This window comes from Nocardia sp. NPDC004278 (genome assembly GCF_053602975.1).
This window is the reverse complement of record NZ_JBSGEQ010000031.1, coordinates 21,510-42,010: the sequence shown is the minus strand read 5'-3', so window position 1 is coordinate 42,010 and position 20,501 is coordinate 21,510. Positions and strand designations below refer to the sequence as shown.

Below are 20,501 nucleotides of genomic sequence, written 5' to 3'. Positions count from 1 at the left end.
GAACCCCCACCGTGTCACGGCATTTCAGGAGGAGGTGTTCGAGACGCTGTGCGGCATCGCGGCGTTCGGGGCTATCGGGGCGAGTGTCGAGCAGCACGGCTTCCAGCTCGTCCACCGCACGCAGCACTCGCTTCGCCACGGCATCGGTCTCGCCGACGCCTAGTTGGTGAAGGAGGTGTTCGGCGACGGCCCGGGAGGTGGGATGGTCGAAGATCAGGGTCGCCGGCAGTGCCAGCCCGGTTGCGAACCTCAATCGGTTGCGGGCATCGACGGCGGTCAGCGAATCGAATCCGAGGTCCTTGAAATTGCGGTCGGGTGCGACCACATCGAATGCGGTGTGGCCCAGAACCATCGCAACCTGGTCGCGCACCAGGTCGAGCAGCAGACGTTGCTGTTCGGCCGCGGGCAAGCCGGTCAGCCGCTGCCGCAACACGGCTTCCGACTCCGCCGTGGCCGCGGTGTCGTCCTGTTCGTTCCGCAACACCGCCCGCACGTCGGGGAGGTCCGCGATGAGCGGCCGATGGCGCAGCATCGTGTAGGGCCCGGTGAACAACGTCCAATCCATGTCGGCGATGGTGAGCACGGTTTCGTTGTTACCGACCGCCTGACTCAGTGCCCGCAGAGCGGTATCCGGGTCCATCAACCGCACGCCCCTGCGTTCGAGATAATCGGCCGCGCCGGTGGTCTCGGCCATCCCGCCGCCCGCCCAGCCGCCCCAGGCCAGTGCGGTGGCGACCAGTCCGCGGGCACGCCGGTGTTCGGCGAGACCGTTCAGGAACGCGTTGCCCGCGGCGTACCCGGCGCCGCCGCTGTTGCCCCACGTCGCGGCGCCGGAGGAGAACAGCACGAAGGCATCGAGCGGACGCTCGCCGAGCAGGTCGTCGAGGTGCTGGGCGCCTGCGATCTTGGGGGCAGCGACAGCGGCGAGCGCGGCCGGATCGGTGTCGGTGATCCGACACTGCGATTCCACTCCGGCCGCATGGATCACGGCGGTCAAGGGGATGTCGCCGTCATCGATTGCCGTCAGTGCCGTGGCCACCTCGTCGCGATCGGTCACATCACAGGCCAGGATCGTGGCACGGCCGCCGAGCGACGTCAGCTCCGCCGCCAGTTCACCGGCGCCGGGAGCGCGCGGGCCGCGTCGGCTCAGCAACACGACATGCGCTGCCCCGCCCCGCACCAGCCACCGGGCGAGATGCGCGCCGATACCGCCGGTGCCGCCGGTAACCAGGACCGTTCCCCGTGGCGTCCATGATCGGTTCAGACCTGATTCGGGCAGCGGCGCCCGCATCATCCGCCGACCGTAGCTGCCCGACGGGCGCAGCGCGATCTGATCTTCGCCATCATCGCGTGACAGCAAGCCCGGCAGTCGGCGCAGGAGCGCGGAGTCCCATTGGGCGGGCAGGTCGATCATGCCGCCCCACCGGTCCGGGAGCTCCAGACCTGCCACCTGGCCGATGCCCCACATCGGCGCTTGGCGTGTGCTGTCGACCCGCTCGGCGGGACCGACCGCGACCGCGCCGCTGGTCACACACCACAGCGGGACACCGACACCCACATCGCTCGCAGCCTGTAGGAGAAGAAGATTCCCCAGCACGCCTCGGGTCAATGCGGTAGCCCGGGTACTGGGCCGATCATCCAACGCGGCGAACGACACGACACCGGATAGTTCGCTCGCCGCATGTTCGCGACGGAGCAGGTCGGTGACCTCGTGCCGCGTCATCCGGTCGGCATCGATCTCTATCCTTCGCACGTCGACGCCCGACTCCTGAAGCGCCCCAAACGGATCTCCGTCGAGCGCAGCACCGGCCGAGACGACGACAAGCCATGTGACCGACGGCTGGAGCGGGCGGTCCGCGAGTCGGGCCCATTCGATCCGGTAACGCCAGGAGCCGATCGCCGATCGGCTTCGGCGCCGCGAGCGCCAGGACGACAGCAGTGGCAGGACCTCTCCGAAGCGGCGATCCGGGTCGATGCCGAGCACATCGGTGTCGGCGCCGTCGACGGCACGCCAGAACTCGCTATCGATGGCGTCCTCGGTGGCCGACAGGTCGGATCCGGAGCCCGCCGCCCGCTCCAACCAGAAGTGGCGCCGTTGAAAGGCATAGGTGGGCAACGGCACCCGCCGTGGCGTGCCGCCTTCGAAGACCGCCGGCCACCGTGCACCCGACGCGTCGACGACGTCCACGCATGCCGCCGCCATCAGTACCGTCGATGCTTCAGTGCGGTCCTTGCGCAAGGCTGGGACCACGAACTCCGCGGACTCCAGGCACTGCTCTATCAGGCTCGTCAGACCACCGTCTGGACCCGCCACCACGAACCGGCTCGCCCCAGCTGCCTCGAGCGCCCGGATTCCGTCGGCAAAGCGCACCGTTTCGCGAACATGCCGGACCCAGTACTGCGGCGACACCAACTCCGAACCAGCCAACCCACCAGTCACATTCGACACCACCCCAATCGCAGGCTCATGGAACTCGAGACCCGCCACCACCTCAGCGAACTCGCCCAACATCGGCTCCATCAACGGCGAATGAAACGCATGCGACACCCGCAACCAACTCACCCGACGCCCCATGCCCTGCAACCCATCCACGACGGCGGACACCGCATCCCGAACACCGGACAACACCACCGAACCCGGACCGTTCACCGCCGCAACAGCAACCCCATCGGCCAACAGCGCACGCACCTCCGCCTCCGACGCCGCCACCGCACACATCACCCCACCCGACGGCAACCCCTCCATCAACCGACCACGCGCCACCACCAACACCACCGCATCCCCCAACGACAACACACCAGCCACATGCGCAGCCACCACCTCACCCACCGAATGCCCAACCACAAAATCCGGCCGAATCCCCCACGACTCCAACAACCGAAACACCGCAACCTCAACCGCAAACAAACCCGCCTGCGCAAATACCGTCCGACTCAACAGCTCTTCGTCAGATCCCCAAACAATCTCGGTCAAACAACACCCCAACTGTTCATCCAACCGACCGACAACCTCATCGAACGCCGCAGCAAACACCGGATACGCCCCATACAAACCCCGCCCCATACCCAACCACTGCGCACCCTGCCCCGGAAACACCAGCGCCGTCTTCCCCACGGTATCCACTGCGCCCAGCGCCACCCCTGTCGACGACCTGCCTTCGGCCAGTTCCGCCAACCCGGATAGCAATTCCGACTGATCGACACCGACCACCACCGCACGATGCTCGAACCGCGACCGCGTCGTCGCCAGCGACCACCCCACATCGACCGAACCCAGCTCAGGGCACGCCAGCAGATAGGCAGACAGCCGTTTTGCCTGCGCTACCAATGCCTCTCGGCTCCGCCCGGACACCACCCACGGCACCACAGGCAATGGGTGCGCTTCATCGCCGGGGTGGTCCTTCTCGATGGTGCCCGGAATATGAGTCGCCGGATCGACCGGTGCTTGTTCCAGTACGACATGTGCGTTGGTGCCGGAGATCCCGAACGACGACACGGCGGCCCGGCGCGGTCGCCCGGTATCGGGCCACGGCCGCTGCTCGGTCAGCAGCGCGAGCCCGCCCGCGCGCCAGTTCACATGCGGTGTCGGTGCGTCCACATGCAAGGTCTCGGGCACTATGCCGTGCCGCATGGCCTGCACCATCTTGATGATCCCGGCCATGCCGGCCGCGGCCTGCGTATGACCGATATTCGACTTGATCGATCCCAGCCACAGTGGCCGATCGTCCGGACGGTCCCGCCCATAGGTCGCCGACAGCGCCTGGGCCTCGATCGGATCACCCAACCGAGTCCCTGTCCCGTGTGCCTCGACCACATCCACATCGGCGGCACCGACACCAGCATTCGCGAGGGCCTGACGGATGACGCGCTGCTGCGACGGACCGTTCGGCGCGGTCAAACCATTCGACGCACCATCCTGATTCACCGCGCTGCCCCGAACCACCGCCAACACCGGATGCCTGAGACGCCGCGCATCCGAAAGCCGCTCCACCACCAGCACGCCGACACCCTCCGACCATCCGGTGCCGTCCGCTGCCTCCGCGAACGGCTTGCACCGGCCGTCCGGGGCCAAGCCACGCTGGCGGGAGAATTCGACAAAGGGCTCCGGCGTGGCCATCACGGTGACCCCACCGGCCAATGCCAGCGTGCATTCACCCGAGCGCAGCGCCGCCATGGCCTGGTGCAGGGCAACCAGACTCGACGAGCATGCCGTGTCCACCGACACCGCGGGCCCTTCCAGGCCGAGCGCATACGACACCCGCCCCGACACCACACTCGACGCGGTGCCCGTCAACAAGTAGCCCTCGGCACCGGTCTCGCTGCCCGTGCCTGCCCACACATTGCCGTAGCCCTGGACCGACACCCCGACGAATACGCCGGTGTTACTGCCGCGCAAGGAGCCCGGTTCGATGCCCGCGTGTTCGATTGCTTCCCAGCATGTTTCGAGAAGTAAGCGCTGTTGCGGATCCATGGCCACGGCTTCGCGGGGGCTGATCCCGAAGAACGCCGCATCGAATTCGCCCGCGTCGGGCAGGAAGCCGCCCTCCCGGGCATATGACTTGCCGGCCGCCGCCGGATCCGGATCGAACAGTCCTGCCACATCCCAACCCCGATCGGCCGGGAACCCGGAGACCGCGTCCCGTCCCTCGGCCACCAGGTGCCACAGCTCATCAGGCGAGGTCACACCGCCGGGGAAGCGACACCCGATCCCCACGATGGCCACCGGCTCGGTGGAGACCGCGACCATCGGCGCCGTCGTCGCGTCCGCAGGCCGTCCGGTCAGCTGACGGTTCAGATAGGCTGCGACGGCCGCGGCGGTCGGGTAGTCGAAGACGAGAGTCGTGGGAAGTGCGAGTCCGGTCACGGTTTTGAGCCGGTTGCGAGCATCCACGGCGGTGAGCGAATCGAAACCCAACTCCTGGAAGTTGCGATCTGCTGCCACCGCATCGGCCCCCGTGTGGCCCAGGACCGCTGCGACCTCGCTCCGTACCAGCTCGAGCAGCACCCGCAATTGTTCGGGCTCGGCCAACCCGGCAAACCGTGCCCGCCATGCCGATTCAGGACTGCCTGTTTCAGTGTTGTTCGTCCGTACCGATTCGGGTACCAACTCGCGCAGTAGCGGCGCGACTGTTCCCGCCCGCGCGGTCAGGGCCGCCGGATCGAATCGGGCAGCAACAACTGCGGCCCGAGGCTGGTTCAGGGCGGCGTCGAACAACGACAGCCCCTGCCCGATCGACAATCCGAGCACACCACCACGAGTCATCCGCGCGGTATCGGAATCACCCAGACGCCCGGTCATTCCGATCCTCGACGACCATAGGCCCCACGCAATGGATGTGGCCACCAAGTCATGTGTCCGACGGAGCGCGGCCAAGCCGTCCAGGAAGGCATTCGCCGCCGCATAGTTGCCTTGGCCCGGCGCGCCCAACACTGCGGCCACCGAGGAGAACATCACGAACATCGCCAGATCCAGATCCCGCGTCAGTTCGTGCAGATACCACGCCGCGTCTGCCTTCGCGGCCAGCGCCACGTCCATCCGCTCCGGCGTCAACGACCCGATCACACCGTCATCGAGCACCCCCGCCGCATGCACCACACCCACCAACGGCAACTCAGCAGGAACCTCGGTCAACAAGCGTGCTACCGCATCGCGATCCGACACATCACAGGCTACAACCTCCACCCGAGCCCCCAGCCCGGTCAGCTCCCCGACCAATTCCTCCGTCCCCACCGCAGCCATCCCCCGACGACTCACCAGCATCAGCGACTCGACACCACACTCGACCACCAAATGCCGAGCCACCACCGCGCCCAAACCACCTGTGCCACCGGTGATCAACACCGTCCCTCCGGCAAGCGTGACGGCCTCCCTCTCCCCATCGCGGTCGTCTGCTCGGACCAGCCGGGCCGCATACAGCGCACCCTTGCGCCGGACCACCTGGGACTCCCCGCATGCCGATACCGCCGAGACGATGTCCGGCAGATCAGCGCGGCCCGTTGATTCATCTATGTCGGCGAGCACGATCCGACCGGGATCCTCCGATTGCGCCGACCGCACCAAACCCCAGACCGCCGATCCGGCCAGATCTGTGACATTCTCATCAGCGGCATCCGCCGCGCCGCACGTCAGGACCAGCAACGTGCTCGACGCGAATCGCTCTTCGCTCGAAAATGCCTGTAGCACAGCCAGTACCCGGTGGGTCGTGACGTGCGTGGCGGCGAGGACATCGGCCGCTTCGCCACGTCGGCAGTCGAGCACGACCAGCGGCGGCAGCACGCCCGAGCCGAGTTCCTCGGTCGCGGATTCGATTTCGGTCCACTCGATGAACGACCTCGACGCCGGGTCCGCGGGCGCCGGTATCTCGATCCACCGCACGGTATGCAGTTGGTCGGCGGCCGAGGGCCCCGCGTCCACCGGTCGGGCCTTCGGGACCAGCCAGTACCGCTGCCGCTGGAAGGCGTACGTCGGCAGGGCCACTTGGCGCGGTGCGGTTCCCGCGAACACGGCGTCCCAGTCGACAGTGTCACCGGACACGAACAGCCGTGCCGTCGCGGCCAGTGGCGCGAAGGCCTCCACACGGTCCTTGCGCAGGGCTGGCACCACCACAACATCCGCACGATCGGCACACTGCTCGATAAAGCTGGTCAAGCCTGCATCGGGACCAACTATTACGTATCTGGTCGCGCCCGCCTCCCGCAGCGCACGTACTCCATCGGCGAAGCGCACCGTCTCCCGCACGTGCCGCACCCAATACTCCGGTGACAGCAGCTCCGAACCCGCCACCGCACCAGTCACATTCGAAACAACCGGAATGGCCGGGTCGCCGAATGCCAAACCACCGACGACGTCGGCGAACTTCGCCAGCATCGGCTCCATCAACGGCGAGTGGAACGCGTGCGACACCCGCAACCAACTCACCCGCCTCCCCGCCAGCGCGAAGTGATCCACTATGGCGGACACCGCATCCCCGATGCCGGATACCACCACCGAACGAGGCCCGTTCACCGCCGCAACCGCCACCTGATCGGTCAGCAACGGCAGCACCTCCGCCTCGGTGGCCGCGACCACGGCCATCGCCCCACCCGCAGGCAACGCCTGCATCAACCGGCCCCGCGCCACCACCAAAGACGCTGCATCGTCCAACGACAGGACATCAGCCACATGCGCCGCCGCCACCTCACCCACCGAATGACCACACACGAAATCCGGTCGCACGCCCCAAGACTCCAACAACCGAAACAACGCCACACCCACCGCGAACAACCCCGCCTGCGCAAACACCGTGGCATCCAACGCCCCCGCATCCGAACCCCAGACGACGTCACGCACCGAACAACCAAGCTCCACGTCCAACCGCGCGACAACCTCATCGAAAGCGGTCGCGAACACCGGGTACGTCGCATACACGCTCCGACCCATGCCAAGCCACTGCGCCCCCTGGCCCGGAAACACCAGAGCAGTCTTGCCCGGCGCGCCCACCACGCCGTGCACTACTCGTTCTGACGGAGTCCCCGCCGCCAATGCCCGCAGACCCGACAGCAATTGCGCGCGGTCGGCTCCCAGCACCACCGCACGGTGCGCGAACCGCGACCGCGTCGTCACCAGCGACCAACCCACATCCGCGGGCGTCGAATCCGAGCTTTGCCGGGTCCACTCCGACAACCGTGCCGCCTGCGCCGCCAAAGCCTCGTGACTCCGCGCCGACAGCACCCATGGCACCACCGAGAGCTCGCCGCCACCGGAGCCTCCGGAATCGGCAGGATCGGGGATCGCCGAGCCCGCCGCAGGCGCCTGCTCCAAGATCACGTGCGCGTTGGTGCCGCTCACTCCGAACGACGAAACGGCAGCCCTGCGCGGACGGTCCCCGACATGCCATTCCCGTTGCTCGACAAGGAGTTCCACCCGCCCGCTGTCCCAATCGACCCGCGACGACGGTGCATCCACATGCAGTGTCGGCGGCAGCACGCCCCGCCGCAGTGCCTCCACCATCTTGATCACCCCGGCCACACCCGCCGCGGCTTGCGTGTGACCGATATTCGACTTGATCGAACCCAACCACAACGGGTCACCCGATTCCCGGCCCTGCCCATAGGTGGCCAAGAGAGCTTGCGCCTCGATCGGGTCACCCAAGGTCGTTCCGGTCCCGTGCGCTTCCACCACATCGACTTCGGCGGCCGACACTCCGGCGTTCGCCAACGCACGGCGGATCACCCGCTGTTGCGACGGACCATTCGGCGCCGTCAACCCATTCGACGCACCATCCTGATTCACCGCACTGCCGCGAATTACCGCCAACACCGGATGCCCGTTGCGCCGAGCCTCCGAAAGACGCTCCAGCACAAGCACTCCCGCGCCCTCGGACCATCCCGTGCCGTCAGCGGACTCCGCGAACGGCTTGCATCGCCCATCCGGTGCCAGGCCCCGCTGCCGGGAGAACTCCACGAACGCGGCCGGTGTAGCCATGACGGTCACACCACCGGCCAAGGCCAGCGAGCACTCATCCGAACGTAGTGCGGCCACCGCCTGATGCAGCGCAACCAACGACGACGAGCACGCCGTATCCACCGACACCGCCGGTCCTTCCAGGCCGAGCACATACGACACACGCCCCGACACCACACTGGACGCCGTCCCGGTCATCAGGTGCCCCTCGACACCGGCACCGACCTGCACGCCCATCCCGTACCCGGACCCGACCACGCCGACGAAGACACCGGTATCGCTGCCACGCAGTGACGTCGGCGTGATTCGCGCGTCTTCGAGTGCTTCCCAGCATGTTTCGAGCAACAGCCGCTGCTGTGGATCCATGGCCGTGGCCTCGCGCGGACTGATCCCGAAGAATCCGGCGTCGAATTCGGCGGCCGCATCGACGAAGCCGCCCTCGCGCACGTACGACTTACCCACCGCTGCCGGATCCGGATCGAACAGACCCGCCACGTCCCAGCCGCGGTCGCCGGGGAATTCGGAAACCGCGTCCCGGCCCTGGGCTACCAGATCCCACAGATCCGACGCGGAGGCGACACCGCCGGGGAAACGACAACCCACACCCACGATCGCCACCGGCTCGGGCGTGCGTGCCTCGAGATCGGCCACCCGGCGACGGCTCTCCCGCAGATCCGCGGTCACGCGGCGCAGCAGGTACTGGAGCTTTTCCTCATTCGTCATGGGGCCATCGCCTTCTCGGAGATCTACGCGGTCCGCGGGGCTGATTTCCCTACCGCTCATGACTGCGCCTCGCTGTTGCTCGGCTCCGTCATGACCGACATGTCCGCTGTGTCGATTGCTCGCTCGCTGTGCTCACTCATGAGATGCCGAATTCGTCACGCAGGACATCGAAGACATCGTGGTCGTCCATCGACATCAGCTCCGAGAGTCCGCCGCCGTCGTGGTCCGCGGCCGGGTGGACGTCCGATACCGGGTTCGCCAGTTTCGCGAGTCTGCGCTGCACCTCGTCGAGCAGGCTTCGGTCGGCCGCTATCGACACCATCGCCGCTTCCAGGTCGTCCACCATGGTCATCACGGTCGATCCATTGCCCAGCAACGCTTCTCGGATGTGCCGCGCGAGCAGGGCGGGTGTCGGATGGTCGAAGACCGCGGTCGCCGGTAGCCGCAGCCCGGTGGCCTTGTTCAGCCGGGTACGCAGCTCGACCGCGGTGAGCGAGTCGAAGCCGAGGTCGCGGAAGGCTTGTTCGGCATCGAGTTCATCGGTGGTGGTGTGGCCGAGTACAGCCGCAGTGTGGGCCCCGATCAGCCGCACGATGGTCGCGCGCTGTTCGTCGTCGGGCAGGTCTACCAGCCGTGCGGCGAATCCGGCGTCCGATACCAGCTGCTGCGACGCGCCCTCTGCCGCCAACAGTTGCGCGACCGCGGGCAGGCCGTGCAATAGGGGACGCGGACGCGCGATGGCGAGGGCCGGGTAGAACCGCGACCAGTCGACGTCGGCCACGACCAACGTCGTCTCCTCGGCGGTGATGGCCTGGTGCAGCGCGGCGGTCGCGAGTTCGGCGGGCATCGAGATCAGCCCGAGTCGATCGAACTGCCCGCTCGTATCGGCGTCGATCGGGTCACCGTTGGCCACCATGCCCCAGGCGATCGTCATTGCGGGCATGCCTGCGCCGCGGCGGTATTCGCTGAGGGCGTCGAGGTAGGCGCTGCCCGCCGCGTCAGCGGCTCGGCCACCGGCACCCCAGACTCCGGCGCCGGACGAGAACGACACCAGCGCAACCTCCCTGCCACGCTCGGCGAGGAGATCGTCGAGTACCCTCGCCCCGATCACTTTCTCCGCCACTGCCTCGGCAAACGAGGCGGCCTCCAGTTCATCGACCGATCTATCGAATGTCGTTGCTGCGGTATGGAATACGGCAGTCAACGGATGCTCGGCGGAAATGCCGTCCAAAATGCGGGTCAGCGCGGGCCGATCGGTGAGGTCATCGGTGACGGTCCGTACGGGTGTCCCGCTGGCCTCGAGTTCCGCGGCCAGCTCCGCTACGGCCGCCGCGTCGCGATCGCCGGTGACCAAGATGAGGCGCGCCGTGCCGAATCCGGCCAGCCACCGCGCAGTGTGCGCACCCAGCCGATCCGCACCGAGCGTGATCAGGATGGTGCCCGTCGGTGTCCACGCCGACGACTGCGCGGTCGTCGCCGGCACGGGCACCAACCGCCTCAGGTACACCCCGGAAGGCCGCACCGCGACCTGATCTTCATCCTCGGCGCCCGCAACGACGGCGCAGACACGATCCCAGGTGCGCCCGTCGATCGTGGCGGGGAGATCGATCAATCCGCCCCAGCGAGCGGGGTGCTCCAGTGCCACAACCCGGCCGAGGCCCCACACGGCCGCCTGTGCCGGATCTGTGCGGACATCCGGCGCGCCGACCGATACCGCTCCGCTCGTCACGCACCACAGCGGCCGTTCCAGTCCGGCGTCGCCCATACCTTGCACCAAGCCGAGCGTCCCGGCCACACCCACCGACAGCGCAGGCGACGCCGAGAGCGGGCGCGAAACGGTCGACAGCAGCGACACCACCCCCGCGACAACATCCGTCCCGCCAATCGATTTCGCGACCGTGTCGAGCAGCCGAGCCTGCCACTGCGCGCGGTCGCCGACCGAGGCGTCGTCAGGCGCCGTGACGACAACGACATCGGCACCGCGTGCCCGCAGCGCCGCGGCGCACTGTTCGGTTGTCGCGGCCCTGTCGCATTCGTGGGGCGCAACGAGCAACCAGGTACCCGCCGCGACCGCCACGTCGCTGTCGGTGCCGGATTTCCACTCGACCCGATACCGCCATCCATCCACCGTGGCGCGGGCCTGCTGTGCCTTGCGCCACGACCGCAGCGCGGGCAGCACCGGCAGCCATGCTTCGGCGGCAACCCCGCCGGAGCCGGTGGTGAGCCTGTTCGCCAACTCCTGTGTGTCACCCTGCTCCACCAACCGCCAGAAATGCTCGTCCACGCCATCCGACGCGGTCGAGCCTGGTTCGGCACCTGCGGCGAACCAGAACCGCTGGCGTTGGAAGGCATACGTAGGCAATGGCACTCGCCGCCCGGCCAGCCCGATATCCGATAGTGCGCTCGCCCAGTCGATATCGATACCGGTGGTGCACAGTTCGGTCGCGGTGCCGAGCAGGCGTTCACTGTCGTTCGCCGCACGTCGCAGACTGCCCACTACCACACCGGGTTCCGCTGCCGCGTCGAGAGTTTCGGCGATCCCCGAGACGAGTACCGGATGGGGGGAGACCTCCAGGAACGTGCGGTGCCCAGCACGGGCCAGCGCGGCGACCGCGTCATGGAAACGAACGGTGCTGCGTAGGTTGGCGAACCAGTACGACGCATCGAGCGTCGCCGTGTCGATCTGCCCGCCGGTGACGGTCGAATAGAACGCCACTTCTCCCTGCTGTGGTTCGATCACCGCCAACTGCTCGACCAGTGCTTGTTCGATCTGGTCGACGTGCGCCGAGTGCGACGCATAGTTCACCGGGATTCGCCTGCACCGGATCTCCTGCTCGGTCAGCATTCGTTCGATGCCGTCGAGGGCCTGCGCCGGACCCGACAACACCACGGTGTCGGGGCCGTTGACCGCTGCGATCGACACCTGATCCGCGCCGCGCCACGTGCCGAGACGCAGATGGACGTCGGACTCCGGCAATGCGACCGACAGCATGCCGCCGTCACCGGCGAGTTCTCGCAGTGCGCTGCTACGCACCGCGACTACGTGCGCCGCCTCGCGCAGCGATAGCGCACCCGCCACACAGGCCGCAGCGATCTCCCCCTGGGAGTGCCCGACGACCGCCGACGGCGTCACACCCCAGCGCCGCCAGACCGCGGCCAGCGACACCATGACCGCGAACAGCACCGGTTGCACCACATCGACACGGTCGAGTTCCGGTGCGCCCTCCGCGCCCATCAGCACATCGCGCACCGACCAACCGATCCAGGGCGAGAGCGCGGCATCACAGTCGGCCAGCCGCTCCCGGAACACCGCCGAGTCGGCCAGCAACACTCGGCCCATCCCGGCCCATTGCGATCCCTGCCCCGGAAATACCCACACGACTCCGGAATCGGGCCCTGGCATCGGGCCGTCGCCGTCGGCTTCTCCCGAAGCAACCGCACGCAGGCCGTCGAGCAGTTCGGCGTGATCCCGGCCGACGACGACCGCGCGATAGGCGAACATCGACCGCGTCGACGCCAACGACCAACCGACGTCCACCGGATCGACATCACGGTCACGCACATGCGCGAGCAACCGAGCAGCCTGGGCCCGCAAGGCCGCGCCCGACTTCCCCGACACCACCCACGGCACGACCGCTGTCGTCGACCGTGGCGCCGCGGCGGTCGCAGTGGCCATCGATTCGGTCGGCGGTTCCTCCAGGATCACGTGCGCGTTCGTTCCGCTGATGCCGAACGATGACACCGCCGCACGCCGTGGCAGTCCTTCGGTTGTCCATGCACGCGGCTCGGTCAACAACTCGACGGCACCGGCCGACCAATCCACCTGCGGTGAAGGCTGTTCCACGTGCAGGGTCTTCGGCAGCACGCCTCGCCGCATCGCCTCGATCATCTTGATCACCCCGGCGACGCCGGCCGCGGCCTGGGTGTGACCGATATTCGACTTGATCGATCCCAGCCACAGCGGCCGATCCGCGGGCCGATCCTGTCCGTAGGTCGTCAGCAGTGCCTCGGCCTCGATCGGATCACCCAATCTCGTTCCCGTTCCATGCGCCTCGACAACATCCACCTCGGACGCGGCGACACCGGCATTCGCCAACGCCTGCCGGATAACCCGTTGCTGTGCAGGACCGTTGGGGGCGGTCAAACCGTTGCTGGCGCCATCCTGATTCACGGCGCTCCCGCGTACGATCGCCAACACCGGATGGCCATGCCGCTGTGCATCGGAAAGTCGTTCCAGCACAAGCACTCCGACACCCTCCGACCAGCCCGCTCCATCGGCGGCGGCCGAGAACGACTTACAGCGGCCGTCCGGCGACATGACCCGCTGCCGGGAGAACTCCACGAAGGTCCTCGGTGTCGGCATCACCGTGACCCCGCCCGCCAATGCCAGCGTGCATTCACCTGATCGGAGTGATTGCGCCGCCAGATGCAGCGCCACCAACGACGACGAACAGGCGGTATCCACCGACAGAGCAGGGCCGGTCAAACCCAGGCTGTAGGCAATGCGGCCCGACGCCACACTCGTCGTGACCCCGGTCAACGACAGCCCGGCCAATTCCGGTGGCACCGTGCCGACCCCGGGCCCGTAATCCTGCGCGATCACCCCGGTGAAGACACCGGTTGCACTGCCTCGCAACGACATCGGATCAATCCCCGCGTCCTCCAACGCCTCCCACACCGTCTCCAGCAACAACCGCTGCTGCGGATCCATCCCCAACGCCTCCCGCGGACTGATCCCGAAGAACCCCGCATCGAACTCCGCAGCGTCATAGAGAAACCCACCCGACATCGCGTAGCTCTTGCCCACCGCATCCGGATCAGAACTGAACAGACCGAGGTCCCACCCGCGATCCACCGGCAGCCCCGACACCACATCCACCCCGTCGGCGACCAACCCCCACAGCCCGTCAGCCGACCCGACGCCGCCCGGAAAGCGACACCCCACACCAACAATCGCCACAGCGTCGCCATCGGTGCCGACAGTCGACGCCCGCACCGATACGGTAGGACTCACCCTCGACCCGAACAGTCCGCTCAGGAATTCGGCGAGCTCGGTCACGGTCGGGTGGTCGAACAGGAGCGCGGCCGGTAGCTTGACCCCGAGCAGCTTGGTCAGCCGATTACGCAATTCGACTGCCGTCAGCGAATCGAACCCCAATTCCTTGAACGCGCGGCCAGCCCCGATAGCTGTCTTCTCATGCCCGAGGACCGCCGCCACCTCACCGGCTATCAGCTCGCCGAGCAGCACGAGCCGCTGCTCGGCAACGAGACCGGCGAGCCGCTCCCGCCACGACGAACCATGCACTGCCGACCCGATCGCCGTGCGCCGCACCGGAACCCGCACCAGTCCCCGCAACACGCTCGATACCCCACCGGGATTCGCCCGCAGCGCCGCGGGATCGAGACGTGCCGGAACGATCACAGCAGCGCCGATTGCCACTGCCTCGTCGAACAACCGCAGACCCTGTTCGGCATCGAGCGCGGCGATCCCGCCGCGCGCCATCCGATCCAGGTCGGCGGCACGAAGATGACCGGTCATTCCACTGGCCTGCTCCCACAGGCCCCACGCCAGCGATGTCCCCGGCAGTCCGAGACCGCTCCGATGCCGAGCCAACGCGTCCAGGAAGGCATTCCCCGCCGCATAGCCTGCCTGGCCCGCCGTCCCGATCAGCCCGGACAGCGACGAGTAGAGGATGAACCCCGTCAGATCATGATTTCTGGTCAGTTCGTGCAAGTTCCACGCACCCGCCACCTTCGGCGCCAGCACCCGGTCCACTTGCTCCGCCGACAACGATGTCACCACACCGTCATCCAGCACGCCCGCGGCATGGACCACCACCCGCAACGGTCGTTCGCACGGAACCGCATCCAGCACCACCGACAGTGCTTCCCGATCGGCGACGTCACACGCCGCGACGGTGACACTCACCGCACCGAGCTCAACCAACTCCGATCGCAACCCCGCCACCGCCGCGGACCCACCCCGGCTCACCAGCAGTAGGTGCCGAATCCCGTGCTCGGCAACCAGGTGGCGAGCCAGCATCGCCCCCAACGCCCCGGACGCCCCGGTGATCAGCACGGTTGCGTCCGGATCCCAGACCGCGTCGATACCGAGCACGTTCTTCCCGACGTGCCTGCCTTCACGCATGAACCGGAAGGCGTCACGGGCCCGGCGGATATCCCACACCCTGGCGGGTAGCGGCTGGAATTCTTTCTGCCGGAACAGCTCCAAGACCTCGGCGAGCAGCTGGCCCATGCGCTCGGGCCCGGCGTCGAGCAGGTCGTATGCGCGGTAGCTGATCGTGGGGTGGTGTCCGGCGATCTCTTCGGGCTGACGGATGTCGGTCTTGCCCATCTCCACGAACCGTCCGCCCGCCGCGGTCAGCCGCAGCGACGCGTCGACGAATTCGTGGGCGAGCGAGTTGAGTACGACATCAACGCCCCGCCCCGCTGTCGCCGTGCGGAACCGAGCTTCGAACTCGATCGAGCGAGAAGACCCGATGTGCGCCTCGTCCACCCCGAGTCCGCGCAGGATGCCGTGTTTGCCCGGGCTCGCGGTGGCGTACACCTCGGCGCCGAGATGGCGGGCCAGCTGAATCGCGGCCATGCCGACGCCACCGGCACCCGCGTGCACCAGCACCGTTTCACCCGCACGCAGTCCAGCCAGGTCGACCAATCCGTAGTAGGCGGTCAGGTAGACCACCGGCACGGTTGCGGCGCGCGGGAACGACCAGCCGGCAGGCATCGGGGCAAGCATCCGCGCATCCGCGACCGCCACGGGGCCGAACGCGCGCAGGAACACACCCATCACCCGATCGCCCGGAGCCAGGTCGTGCACTGCCGCACCGACTTCCAGGACGACACCCGCCCCTTCACTGCCGAGCACCAGGTCGCCCGGGTACATCCCCAATGCCATCAGCACGTCGCGGAAGTTGACTCCAGCGGCCCGCACCGCGACCCGGACCTGGCCCGGCGCCAACGGCACCGTTGCGGCGTCGCTCGGCACCAGCGACAGCGCGTCGATCGCGCCCACGTCCGGTGCGTCGAGCCGCCAGCTCGGTGCGTCGGGTGCCGCGAGCGCGGTGGTCGTCGTCCGGGCGAGCCGGGGAACGCGGGCCAGCCCGTCGCGCAGCACCAGCTGCGGTTCGGCCGAATCCACTGCGGCGGGCAACATCTCCCATGACCGCGGGGAATTATCCAGATCGATCAGTACGAAGCGGTCCGGGTGCTCGGTCTGCGCCGAGCGCAGCAGACCCCACAGCGCCGCACCGGCAAAACCACCCGTCGGCGCACCGATACACGTGCGGTCTGCGACCCCGTCGTCGTCGAGTACTGCCGCACCCTGGGTCAGGACCACCAACCGGGTGTCCGCGAAGAGTGGTTCGGCGAGCCAGGTCTGGATCAATGCAAGCGCGTCGTGCACGGCGTCGTGCACGTCCTCGACCACATCTCCGGCGCGCGTGGGCATCGCCACCACCACGGCGGCGGGCACCGATGCTCCCGAGCCCAGTGCATCCCGCAGCGCCCACAGGTCGGCGAATGATCTGCGGCTGTCCATCACGGCGAGATCCGTCCACGGCGCGGCGTCGGTTCCGATGAACACCTGATCCCACCGACTCCGCGCACCATCGGGCACTGTGACCGGCACCCAGTCCAGCTCGTACAGCGAATCGTGCGGCGACCTATCCGCCGCCCGCAAGGATGCGGCCGAGATCTCCCGCAGCACAAGCGACTCCACCGTCGCAACCGGTTCACCCGCGTCGTCGGCCAGTGCTACCGACACCGCCTCCGGCCCCGCCGGTGACAATCGAACCCGCAGGCGCGTCGCGCCGTGCGCGTGGATGCGCACCCCGCTCCATGAAAACGGCACGCCGCCCTGCCGTTGCGGCTCGACGACACCGGGCAGCAAGGCATGCAACGCGCTGTCGAACAGGGCCGGGTGCAGCACGAACTCGTCGCCGTGTGCCTCCGCCAGCACCACTTCGGCGAAGATTTCGTCGTCGCGTCGCCATACGCGCCGCAATCCTTGGAATGCCGGGCCGTACTCGTAGCCGTGTTCGGCAACCCGCTCGTAGGCGCCGGTGAGCTCGACCTCGGCCGCACCGATCGGCGGCCACTCCGGCAACTGCCGCGCCGTCGTGCCCGATCCGGCGCCGAGCATCCCCGTCGCGTGTAGCGTCCAGTCAGTCTGCGCCCCTGCCCCGCGAGGCAGCCGCGAATACACGGCGACCACCCGCCGGCCCGCATCGTCCGGCGCGGCCACCACGACCTGAAGTCGAACCTCGTCCCGCTCCGGGACGGTCAACGGGGCCGTCAAAGTCAGGTCATCGACCCTCCCGCAACCGACCCGATCTCCGGCCGCGACAACCAACTCCACGAACGCGGTCCCCGGCAACACCGTCACCCCGGACACCGCGTGATCGGCGAGCCACGCGTGCGTCGCCGAGGACAGTCGTCCCGTCGCAACCAGGCCACCGTCGGCCAGCTCCACGGCCGCCTCGAGCAACGGATGCCCGCCGACCGTCAGGCCGGCCCCCGCGAGGTCCGCGACTCCGGCAACCGGCCGCAGCCAGAACCGTTTCCGCTCGAACGCGTACGTCGGCAGCGCCACACGCCGCCCACCTGGCAATGCCGCGGCCCAGTCCACCGGAACACCGTGCACGAACATCCCGGATGCCTGCCGGAGCAGCTCATCCAGTCCGCCGCGATCACGCCGCAGGGTTCCGAAGACCGCGGCCGCCCCTCCTCGATCCTCGACGATGTCCTGCACCCCGGCGGTCAGGACAGGATGCGGGCTCACCTCGACGAACACTGTGTGCCCTGCGGCCGCCAGGCCGTGCACCGTGCGCTCGAATTCCACTGGCTCGCGGAGATTGCGGTACCAGTACACGGCATCCATTGCCGTGGTGTCCAGCCGCCCGCCGGTGACCGTGGACCACACCGGCACCTGTGCCGAAAGCGGTGTGACACTGCGTAATTCGTTCGTCAACTGCGCACCGACCGGCTCGACCTGCACCGAATGCGACGCGTAGTCGACCGGAATCCGGCGAACCGCGACCCCTTCGGACTCGAGTGCCGCGCACAGCTCGTCCACCGCCCCGATCTCGCCGGACACCACCGTGGTCCGTGGGCCGTTCACCGCCGCCACCGACAGCCGCCCACCCCATCTCGTCAGTGCGGCCTCCACCGCATCGCGCGGCAGCGGAATCGACAGCATCCCGCCGGTGCCTGCCAGTTCGGCCAGCAGTCGGCTGCGCCGGGCAACGATCAGGGCCGCGTCGGCCAACGACAGGCCTCCCGCCACACAGACCGCGGCAATCTCCCCTTGTGAATGCCCAACCACGGCAGCCGGCACCACACCGAGCGACCGCCACACCTCCGTCAACGCCACCATCACCGCGAACAACACCGGCTGTACGACATCGGCTCTGTCCAAAGACTTCTCCTCGGCACCGCGCACGACATCCACGACCGACCATCCGAGCAACGGAGTCAGTTCGCGGTCGCAGCGCGCCAAAGCCTCGGCGAATACCGGTGAGTCGGCCAGGATGCCCCGCGCCATACCGGCCCACTGAGATCCCTGGCCAGGGAATACGAAAACGACCTCGCTCGTCGCGGCTTCGGCCGATCCGGTGCCGATGTCTCCGCCGCTCTCGCCACCGGCTACCGCACCCAACCCGGCGAGCAGTTCGGTTCGATCCCGGCCGACCACCACCGCACGATGAGCGAACAACGACCGCGTCGACACCAGCGACCAACCCACATCCACCGGATCGAGATCCCGATCCCGCACCTGCCCGAGCAGCCGAGCCGCCTGCGCCCGCAACGCCGATGCCGACTTCGCCGACACCACCCACGGCACGACCGGGATTTCCGGCCGCGCTGTTGAGCCTGCGCCGCCCGCCGGGGCATCCACCCTGTCGTCGGCTACCTCGGCGGGCGCCTCCTCGATAATCACATGTGCGTTCGTCCCACTGATCCCGAACGACGACACCCCGGCACGGCGCGGCCGACCGGACCGTTCCCATCTTCTGGGTTCGGTCAACAACTCCACCGCACCGGTGGACCAATCCACGTGCGGCGACGGCTGATCCGCATGCAAGGTCTTCGGCAACACCCCTCGTCGCATCGCCTCGACCATCTTGATCACCCCGGCCACACCGGCCGCGGCCTGAGTGTGACCGATATTCGACTTGATCGAACCCAGCCACAGCGGGCGATCGACCGGCCGATCCTGCCCATACGTCGCCAGCAAGGCCTGCGCCTCGATCGGATCACCCAACGTCGTTCCAGTGCCGTGAGCTTCCACCACATCGACCTCAGCGGCGACAACACCGGCGTTTGCCAACGCCTGACGAATCACCCGCTGCTGCGACGGACCATTCGGCGCGGTCAGGCCATTCGATGCACCATCCTGATTAACGGCGCTACCGCGCACGACCGCCAGCACCGGATGCCCCAACCGCTGTGCATCGGAAAGCCTTTCCAGCACAAGCACTCCGACACCCTCCGACCACCCCACCCCGTTCGCGGCGGCCGAGAACGATTTACAGCGCCCGTCCGGCGCCAAACCGCGCTGCCGGGAGAACTCGATCAGCGTCTCGGGTGTCGACATCACCGTGACCCCGCCCGCCAATGCCAGCGAGCATTCGCCCGAACGGAGTGATTGCGCCGCCAGATGCAAGGCCACCAGCGACGACGAGCAGGCGGTATCCACCGACACGGCAGGGCCGACCAGACCCAAGGTGTAAGCGACGCGACCCGAGACAACACTGCCCGCGGTTCCGGTCAGAATCGCGCCTTCGACCTCGGCGGGTGCGCGTCCGGCGGGCGGTGCGTAGTCGTGGTACATGACTCCGGTGAAGACGCCGGTCGCACTGCCTCGCAACGACACCGGATCAATCCCCGCATCCTCCAACCCCGCCCACACCGACTCGAGCAGCAACCGCTGCTGCGGATCCATCCCCAACGCCTCACGTGGACTGATCCCGAAGAAGCCCGCATCGAAATCGGCCGCGTCGTACAGAAACCCGCCCGCACGCGCATAGCTCTTGCCCACCGCATCCGGATCGGCATCGAACAGGTCGGGATCCCACCCCCGATCAACCGGCAACGCCGACACCACATCCACCCCGTCGGCGACCAGCCCCCACAATCCCTCAGCCGATTCGACACCGCCCGGAAAGCGACACCCCACACCGACAATCGCCACAGCCTCGCGTTGTCGGTCCTCGACATCGCGCAATCGGCTGCGCAGGTCACGCGCATCCGTAATCGACCGCTTGAGATGTTCGCGGAGCTTGTCTTCGATACTCATGGGGATACTTCCTCGAAG

Annotated in this window: 1 protein-coding gene and 1 pseudogene; both read right to left on the bottom strand. The window is 67.8% G+C overall.

Annotation, left to right across the window (positions count from 1 at the left end):
- Positions 1-37: 37 nt before the first annotated feature.
- Positions 38-9,136 (bottom strand): annotated as a pseudogene (locus tag ACWEO2_RS34255) (type I polyketide synthase); the annotation flags it as partial.
- Positions 9,137-9,302: 166 nt separating this feature from the next.
- Entirely contained in the window at positions 9,303-20,483 is an 11,181-nt protein-coding gene (locus tag ACWEO2_RS34250) for a type I polyketide synthase (protein WP_452409141.1), read from the bottom strand.
- Positions 20,484-20,501 lie beyond the last annotated feature (18 nt).